General features: G+C 69.7%; 8 protein-coding genes and 1 pseudogene. 3 read left to right on the top strand and 6 right to left on the bottom strand.

Annotated features, from left to right (window positions below):
- Positions 1–64: 64 nt before the first annotated feature.
- From F3J10_RS33285 to F3J10_RS33275, 3 genes are all read right to left on the bottom strand, one after another.
- Complete coding sequence (locus F3J10_RS33285) at positions 65–1,285, bottom strand: benzoate/H(+) symporter BenE family transporter (RefSeq protein WP_166916533.1); 1,221 nt, start codon at positions 1,283–1,285, stop codon at positions 65–67.
- A 130-nt stretch (positions 1,286–1,415) separates the two neighbouring features.
- On the bottom strand, positions 1,416–2,591 hold the full coding sequence (locus tag F3J10_RS33280; protein ID WP_025096535.1) for a VWA domain-containing protein: 1,176 nt from the start codon (positions 2,589–2,591) through the stop codon (positions 1,416–1,418).
- Positions 2,592–2,742: 151 nt separating this feature from the next.
- The gene (locus F3J10_RS33275) at positions 2,743–3,585 is read right to left on the bottom strand and encodes a MoxR family ATPase (protein ID WP_167243865.1); all 843 of its coding nucleotides are present in this window, start codon (positions 3,583–3,585) and stop codon (positions 2,743–2,745) included.
- Between the two features lie 282 nt (positions 3,586–3,867).
- On the opposite strand from F3J10_RS33275, the gene F3J10_RS33270 reads away from it, so the two are divergent.
- Together F3J10_RS33270 and F3J10_RS33265 are read left to right on the top strand one after the other, a co-directional pair.
- A complete protein-coding gene (locus F3J10_RS33270; RefSeq protein ID WP_013698954.1) occupies positions 3,868–4,230 on the top strand; it encodes a cytochrome c in 363 nt (120 codons plus the stop codon).
- Between the two features lie 39 nt (positions 4,231–4,269).
- The gene (locus F3J10_RS33265; RefSeq protein ID WP_047839288.1) at positions 4,270–4,638 is read left to right on the top strand and encodes a c-type cytochrome; all 369 of its coding nucleotides are present in this window, start codon (positions 4,270–4,272) and stop codon (positions 4,636–4,638) included.
- A gap of 142 nt (positions 4,639–4,780) precedes the next feature.
- On the opposite strand, the gene F3J10_RS33260 is transcribed toward F3J10_RS33265, so the two are convergent.
- Complete coding sequence (locus tag F3J10_RS33260) at positions 4,781–5,215, bottom strand: DUF1841 family protein (RefSeq protein ID WP_013698952.1); 435 nt, start codon at positions 5,213–5,215, stop codon at positions 4,781–4,783.
- Positions 5,216–5,444: 229 nt separating this feature from the next.
- Between F3J10_RS33260 and F3J10_RS33255 the strand changes: the two genes are divergently transcribed.
- Positions 5,445–6,380 (top strand): DMT family transporter, encoded by a 936-nt coding sequence (locus tag F3J10_RS33255; RefSeq protein WP_167234277.1) that lies wholly within the window; start codon positions 5,445–5,447, stop codon positions 6,378–6,380.
- Between the two features lie 140 nt (positions 6,381–6,520).
- Here F3J10_RS33255 and nth read toward each other — a convergent pair whose 3' ends face one another.
- Together nth and F3J10_RS33245 are read right to left on the bottom strand one after the other, a co-directional pair.
- A complete protein-coding gene (nth, locus tag F3J10_RS33250) occupies positions 6,521–7,165 on the bottom strand; it encodes an endonuclease III (protein ID WP_025096532.1) in 645 nt (214 codons plus the stop codon).
- A pseudogene (locus F3J10_RS33245) lies at positions 7,162–7,568 on the bottom strand (electron transport complex subunit RsxB); the annotation flags it as partial. The gene nth and the pseudogene F3J10_RS33245, both read right to left, overlap by 4 nt.

The following is a 7,568-nucleotide window of genomic DNA, read 5'->3' as shown; positions in this document are numbered from 1 at the left end:
GGCGCCGCTCGGCCGGCCGCGCGCGCTTCGGGCGGCCCGGGTGGCCCGGGTGGCCCGGGTGGCATCAGGCGCCGGGTTCGCGCCGCGCGTTCAGGATCAGTTGCGTGATCACGCCGGCCACCAGGCCCCAGAAGGCCGAGCCGATCGACAGCAGGGTCAGCCCCGAGGCGGTCACCATGAAGGTGACCAGGGCCGCCTCGCGCTGGCGCAGGTCCTGCATCGCGTTGGCCAGGCCGCTCATGATCGAGCCGAACAGCGCCAGCGCCGCCACCGAGACCACCAGCGCCTTGGGCAGCGCATCGAACAGCGCCGCGATGGTGGCGCCGAACACGCCCGCCACCAGGTAGAACAGGCCGCACCAGACCGCGGCCGGGTAACGCCGCGCGCGATCCTCGTGGGCCTCGGGGCCGGTGCAGATGGCGGCCGTGATGGCGGCCAGGTTGATGCCGTGCGAGCCGAACGGCGCCAGCGCCAGCGAGGCGATGCCGGTGGTGGCGATCAGCGGCGAGGAGGGCGTCGCGTAGCCGTCGGCGCGCAGCACGGCGATGCCGGGCACGTTCTGCGAGGCCATCGCGACCACGAACAGCGGGATCCCGATGCTGACGATCGCCGACAGCGAGAAGGCCGGCACGGTGAGCACCGGATGCGCCAGGGCGATCTGGAAGCGGCTGAAGTCGAGCAGGCCCAGCGCGCCGGACATGGCCGTGCCGGCCGCCAGGGTGGTGACGATCGCGTAGCGCGGCGCGAGCCGCTTGACCACCAGGTAGGTGAGGAACATGACGATCACCAGCGCGGTCTGGAACTGCGCGGCGCGGAAGATCTCGATGCCGATCTCGAACAGGATGCCGGCCAGCAGGGCCGAGGCGATGCCGGCCGGGATCCGCCGCATCAGCGCATCGAACAGGCCGCTCAGGCCGACCGCGGTGAGCAGCAGCGCGCACACCACGAAGGCGCCGATCGCGTACGGGTAGGGCACGCCGGGCAGCGAGGCCACCAGCAGCGCGGCGCCCGGCGTCGACCAGGCCACCACCACCGGCGCGCGATAGCGCAGCGACAGGCCCACCGTGGTCACGCCCATGCCGATCGACAGCGCCCAGATCCAGGACGAGATCTGCGCGTCGCTCAGGTGGGCGGCGCGGCCGGCCTGGAACATCAGCACCAGCGAGCTGGTATAGCCGGTCATCATCGCGACGAAGCCGGCGACCAGCGCCGACAGCGAGGTATCCGCGAAGAAGCGCGGGGCGGAGGCGGCCGGCGGCGTGCCGGGCGCTGGGGACGGATTCATGTTGCGAAGGCTCCGAGCGGGGAGGGAAGACGGTTCACGCGCCGCGCGGAACGCGACGGGCGATCCGGCGGCGCGGGGAGGATACAGCGGGTTGGGGCGAAACGGGGCGGCGGCGAAGCCGGCGGGGGCGCTACTTGCTCAGCTGCCGCATCGCGGCTTCCAGGCCGGCCAGCGTGAGCGGGTACATGCGCGCGCCCAGCAGGTCGCGAATGATCGCGATCGACTGCCGGTATTCCCATAGTCGCTCGGGCTCGGGATTGAGCCAGGCATGGTTGGGGAACTGGTCGGCGAGCCGGCGCAGCCACACGGAGCCGGCCTCGGGATTGTTGTATTCGACCGAGCCGCCGGGCTGGGCGACTTCATAGGGGCTCATGGTGGCGTCGCCCACGAAGATCAGCTTGTAGTCGGCGCTGAACTTGTGGATCACGTCCCAGGTGGGCGTGCGCTCGGCGTGGCGACGCCGGTTGTTCTTCCACAGGTAGTCGTAGACGCAGTTGTGGAAATAGTAGAACTCCAGGTGCTTGAACTCCGCCTTGGCCGCCGAGAACAGCTCCTCGGTGCGCGCGATGTGGTCGTCCATCGAGCCGCCCACGTCGAGCAGCATCAGCACCTTCACCCTGTTGTGCCGCTCGGGCACCATGCGCAGGTCGAGCCAGCCGGCATTGGCGGCCGTGCTGCGGATGGTGCCGGGCAGGTCGAGCTGGTCGGCCGCGCCCTCGCGCGCGAAGCGGCGCAGCCGGCGCAGCGCGACCTTGATGTTGCGGGTGCCGAGCTCGACCGAATCGTCGTAGTCGCGATAGGCGCGCGCCTCCCAGACCTTCAGCGCGGTGCGGTTGCCGTTGGACGGCCCGCCGATGCGGATCCCTTCAGGGTTGTAGCCGCCATGGCCGAACGGCGAGGTGCCGCCGGTGCCGATCCACTTGTTGCCGCCTTCGTGGCGCGCCTGCTGTTCGTCGAACAGCTCGCGCAGCCGCTCCATCAGCTTGTCCAGGCCGCCGAGCGCCTCGATCTGCGCCTTTTCCTCGGCCGTCAGTTCGCGCTGCAGCTTCTTCTCGAGCCAGTCGGCCGGGATCTCGAAGGCCTCGGCCGGCAGCGCCGCGACGCCGTGGAAGTAGCGGCCGAAGGCCTGGTCGAAGCGGTCGAAATACTGCTCGTCCTTCACCAGGGTCATGCGCGCGAGGTAGTAGAAGGCGTCGATCGACGGCGGGATCACCTCCTGGCGCAGCGCGTCGAGCAGCATCAGGTATTCCTTGACCGAGACCGGCAGCTTGGCCGCGCGCAGCGAATAGAAGAAGTCGATCAGCATCGGCGCGCTCCGGGTTCGGCCGCGCACGCCGGCGCCCGGCCGGGCGAACCGGCAAGGCGGCAGGAAACGGGACGGGGCGCGCGGGACATGGGGATCAAGGGCGGGGGATCAAGGGCGGGTGATCAAGGGCGGGTGATCGAGGGCGGCGGGTTCAGCGGTTGTGGCGGTTCATCTGCACCAGCCGCTCGAACAGGCTCAGATCCTGCTCGTTCTTGAGCAGCGCGCCGGCCAGCGGCGGCACCACCAGCTTGTGGTCGGTCGAGCGCAGCGCCTCGGGCGGGATGTCCTCGGCCAGCAGCAGCTTGAGCCAGTCGAGCAGTTCGGAGGTCGAAGGTTTCTTCTTGAGCCCCGACACGCCGCGCAGCTCGAAGAAGCTCTCGAGCGCGGTGCGCACCAGCGCCTGCTTGATGCCGGGGTAGTGGACCTCGATGATGCGCTGCATCGTGGAGGGATCGGGGAACTGGATGTAGTGGAAGAAGCAGCGGCGCAGGAAGGCGTCCGGCAGCTCCTTCTCGTTGTTCGAGGTGATGATCACCAGCGGCCGGTGCCTCGCCTTCACCAACTGGCGCGTTTCATACACATGGAACTCCATGCGGTCGAGCTCGCGCAGCAGGTCGTTGGGGAATTCGATGTCGGCCTTGTCGATCTCGTCGATCAGCAGCACGCAGGGCTCGTCGGCCTCGAAGGCCTGCCACAGCAAGCCGCGCACGATGTAGTTGGCGATCTCCTTGACGCGCTCGTCGCCGAGCTGGGAATCGCGCAGCCGCGAGACCGCGTCGTATTCGTAGAGACCCTGCTGCGCCTTGGTGGTCGACTTGATGTGCCACTGCAGCAGCGGCATGCCGAGCGCGGCGGCCACTTCCTCGGCCAGCATGGTCTTGCCGGTGCCGGGCTCGCCCTTCACCAGCAGCGGGCGCTGCAGCGTCAGCGCGGCGTTGACGGCGAGCTTCAGATCGTCGGTGGCGACGTATTGCGAGGAACCTTCGAAGCGCATGGCGGCTTGTTTCCCGGCGAAAAATCCCAGTATAAGTCAAAGGCGCTGTTGCGTCGGCGCATCGCTTGGTACTGTAGCGGGCGCTGCGGCGGCGGCCTCCGGCGGGCCTTCGAGGGGTGTCCCGGGGCCGTCGCGGGGCAGGGCCGGCGCGGGTGGACTGCGTCGTCGGCAGCGCGGTACAATCGGGCCGACTTTCGGCCTGCGTGTCTCACCTATAAGCAAAATGACGCGGTCCGTTGCCTTACCGGGCGACAGGTTTTCCCCTCAAGCTAGGTACAAGCTATGAACAATTTCGTCGGCAAACAGGTCGTGGCCGCGGCGCTCATGGCGCTTCTGGCCACCGCATCGCAGGCGGCTGGGGCGGCGGGCAACCCGAAGGACGGGGCCAGCAAGGCTGCGATGTGCATCGGCTGTCATGGCATCGAAGATTACCGCACGGCGTATCCGGAGGTGTACCGGGTACCGCTGCTCGGCGGACAGAATCAGCAATACCTGGAAAACGCGCTCAAGGCGTATCGCAAGAAGGACCGGCATTTCGCGTCGATGAACGCGATCGCCGCCTCGCTGAGCGACCAGGACATCGCGGACCTCGCCGCGTACTACGCCTCCCAGAAGCCCGATTCGAAGATCAATCCCTACAAGTAAAGCCCGCGCTGGCGTTTGCTCAGCAGGACAGGAGCCCTCATGAACAAGCATCAACCGGCATTGCGCATTGCGGCGGCGTTCGCGCTGGCCGCCTGTTTCGCGACGGGCGCCGCGCACGCGGCCGACGCGGCGCGGGGCAAGCAGCTGGTCGAATCGCACAACTGCGCCGCGTGCCACGGCACCAAGTTCGACAATCCGATCAACGCCGAGTACCCGCGCCTGGCGGGCCAGCGCTCCGACTACCTGGTCTGGGCCATGCGCCAGTACCAGATGGGGCTCGACAACCCGCTGCTGGGGCGCGACAACGCCATCATGCGCGCCCAGGTGCAGAGCCTGTCGGTCAGCGACATGCAGGACATCGCCGCCTACCTGGAGTCGCTGCCGGGCAGCCTGGTGTTCAAGAAGTGACGGCCTGAGCGGGCGCCTCGCGTCCGCGTCGTCGAGAGCCGCGGGCAGGGCGCGCGCGGCATGCCCCGCTTTGGCGGGGCATTTTTTTGCGTGGAGCCTGGCGCCGGCGCCGTGCGCAGGGCCGCGCCGGTGCCCGCCGGCCTCAGTCGCGCGAGGCGCGGCGCAGGATTCGTTGCAGGTAGGCGTCGGTGTCGGGCGGCGTATTGGTGCGCTGCGCTTCCCAGATCGTCTCGCCCAGGCAGTCCATGATCGCGTGCTGCGCGTCGTGCGCCGAGGGCAGCCGCGCGGCCAGCTTCTCGTGCGCGGCGCGAATGCCCGGCGGCTGGTCGATCGACAACTGCTCGCTGATCGCCAGGTGCATCGACAGGTGCAGGAACGGGTTGGTGCGGCCCGCCTCCGGCGAATACTCGCGCGAGGCGGCGCCTTCGCCCTCGTCGAGCTCGGCGTGGTATTCGGGATGCTCGACGATCCAGTCGGCGGCGATCGCTTCCAGCGGCGTGAGGATCTCGCCCTTGCGCTGCTTGCGGCGGGCGTCGATGAAGAAGCGACGGACTTCGTCGCGGCTCGGGTTGAACATGATTCGGGGGACGTTGGGGCGCGGCGGCGTGCTGCGGAAGCGGCCATTCTACGCCGGCCGGCGGGAGGCTGCCTCCGGGCGGGGCAGGCCGCGGGCGGGGCCGGGCAGGTGCCTGCCGCGTGGATCGGCATTGTTCCCGACTATCGGGGCGCGAGCGCGCTCGCTAGAATCGATCGCTTGCCGTTGCGCTGCCGCGGCTTCCCCTCATTTCGTTCGCCCAGGCCCATCCATGGTCACCGCCCTTGCCCAGGCCCCGTCGTCCGCCGCCGTTCGCGGCGCCCTGTTCGTCGCGCTGTCCGCCGTCGCGTTCGGCGCGATGGCGATCTTCGGCCGCTACGCCTACGCGGCCGGCGTCGACGTGCTGGGGCTGCTGATCGTGCGCTTCGGCCTCGGCGGCGCGCTGCTGGCGCTGATCGCGTGGCGGCGCGGCGTGGCCTGGCCCGGCGCACGCGCGCGAGTGCGCATCGCCGCGATGGGCGCGCTCGGCTACGTCGGCCAGTCGTTCTGCTATTTCACCGCGCTGCAGCATGCGCAGGCCAGCCTGGTGGCGCTGCTGCTCTACCTGTACCCGGCCTTCGTGACCCTGCTCGCGGCCTGGTGGCTCGGCGAGCGGCTGACCCGCGTCAAGGCGATGGCCCTGGTGCTGTGCGTGGCCGGCTCGGCGCTGATGGTGGGCGGCGGGCATGGCGAGCCGCTCGGCATCGCGCTGTCGCTGGCGGCGGCCGTGATCTATTCGCTCTACATCGTGGCCGGCACGCGCGCCACGCGCGGCGTGGACCCGCTCGCGACCACCGCGATCATCTGCATCGCCGCCACGCTGATGTTCACGCTGATCGCCCTGGCGCGCTGGGCTGCCTTCGGCGTCGCGCCGCAATGGCCGCAGGCGGGTTCGGGCTGGCTCGCGCTGGTGGCCATCGCCCTGGTGTCGACGGTCGGCGCGATGCTGGCCTTCTTCGCCGGGCTGTCGCTGCTGGGCGCGGCGCGCACCGCCATGCTCTCGACGCTGGAGCCGGTGGTCACGGTGGCGCTGGCCGCGCTGCTGTTCGGCGAGGCCTTGTCGCCGATGCAATGGGCGGGCGGCGTGGCGATCCTGGTGGCCGTGCTGTGGCTGGTGAAGGCGGGCGGCAAGGCTGACGACGCGGCGACCGCCACCGCGAATGCCTGATCCGCGAGGCGGGCGGATTCTTGAACGATGCCGCGCAACGCATCGCAGTGCGAATCAATCGGCGCGGGGTGCGGCGAGGTCGGACCGGCGTGATGCAGACTTGACGACGCGGTGCCCGGCGGGCGCGCACCGCGCCGGTCTCATTCGAGCGGCGCCGGCGTCTTGGGCTTGAAATCGCAGAGCGGTTCGATCGCGCAATGCCAGCATTCGGGCCGGCGCGCCTTGCAGACGTAGCGGCCGTGCAGGATCAGCCAGTGATGCGCGTCCTGCAGGAATTCCGCCGGCGTGAATTTCTCCAGCGCGATCTCCACCGCGCGCACGTCCTTGCCCGGCGCGAGTCCGGTGCGATTGGCGACGCGGAAGATATGCGTGTCGACGGCAATGGTCGGATGGCCGAAGGCGGTATTGAGCACCACGTTCGCGGTCTTGCGACCGACCCCGGGCAGCGCCTCGAGCGCCTCGCGATCGGCTGGCACCTCGCCTTCGTGCTGTTCCAGCAGGATCCGGCAGGTCGCGACCACGTTCTTCGCCTTGGTCTTGTAGAGCCCGATGGTCTTGATGTAGTCGGTCACGCCGGCCTCGCCGAGCGCGAGCACCTGGCTGGGCGTGTTCGCCACCGGGAACATGCGCCGCATCGCCTTGTTGACCGACACGTCGGTGGCCTGCGCCGACAGCATCACCGCGATCAGCAGCTCGAACGGCGTGCTGTATTCGAGCTCGGTGGTCGGGTGCGGATTGAGGCTGCGCAGCGTTTCGTAGATCGCGCGTCGTTTGGTGGCGTTCATGCGTTGCGTGGCGGTTGGGTCGGCGAATCGTCGCCGGGTTGGCTCTTCGATTCGTCGGCGGGTCGATCGCCGGCGCCCGGCGGCTCGCCATCGGCCTGCGCGGCCTGTTCGGCCTGTTCGGCCGCGCGGCGTTCCTGCTCGATGCGCCGGCGGCGCGCCTCGGCCGCGTCGATCTGCGCCTGCACGGCGGGGCTGACGTTCTCGGTGTTCTTCGGCGCCTCGCCGCTGGCGGCCAGTTCTTCCTTCTTCTTGCGCGCGCGCTCCAGCGCCGCCGCGATGATCGCGCGTTTCTTCGCTTCGGGATCGTCGGCGGGCGCGGGGCTCGATGCGGCAGGGGCAGACGCGGCGGCCGCGGCGGTTTGCGCGGCCTGCGCCGCGCTGGCCGCACTGGCCGCACGACGGG

This window comes from Burkholderia sp. Cy-637 (assembly GCF_011753175.1).
Lineage (GTDB): Bacteria > Pseudomonadota > Gammaproteobacteria > Burkholderiales > Burkholderiaceae > Burkholderia > Burkholderia gladioli.
Note: the sequence above shows the minus strand (reverse complement) of the source record. Positions and strands in the feature narration are given on the sequence as shown.

Bases quoted from the DNA above. Each gene is read 5' to 3' on its own strand.
- F3J10_RS33285 (WP_166916533.1), bottom strand. From the start codon at position 1,285: ATGAATCCGTCCCCAGCGCCCGGCACGCCGCCGGCCGCCTCCGCCCCG.
- F3J10_RS33280 (WP_025096535.1), bottom strand. From the start codon at position 2,591: ATGCTGATCGACTTCTTCTATTCGCTGCGCGCGGCCAAGCTGCCGGTC.
- F3J10_RS33275 (WP_167243865.1), bottom strand. From the start codon at position 3,585: ATGCGCTTCGAAGGTTCCTCGCAATACGTCGCCACCGACGATCTGAAG.
- F3J10_RS33270 (WP_013698954.1), top strand. From the start codon at position 3,868: ATGAACAATTTCGTCGGCAAACAGGTCGTGGCCGCGGCGCTCATGGCG.
- F3J10_RS33265 (WP_047839288.1), top strand. From the start codon at position 4,270: ATGAACAAGCATCAACCGGCATTGCGCATTGCGGCGGCGTTCGCGCTG.
- F3J10_RS33260 (WP_013698952.1), bottom strand. From the start codon at position 5,215: ATGTTCAACCCGAGCCGCGACGAAGTCCGTCGCTTCTTCATCGACGCC.
- F3J10_RS33255 (WP_167234277.1), top strand. From the start codon at position 5,445: ATGGTCACCGCCCTTGCCCAGGCCCCGTCGTCCGCCGCCGTTCGCGGC.
- nth (WP_025096532.1), bottom strand. From the start codon at position 7,165: ATGAACGCCACCAAACGACGCGCGATCTACGAAACGCTGCGCAGCCTC.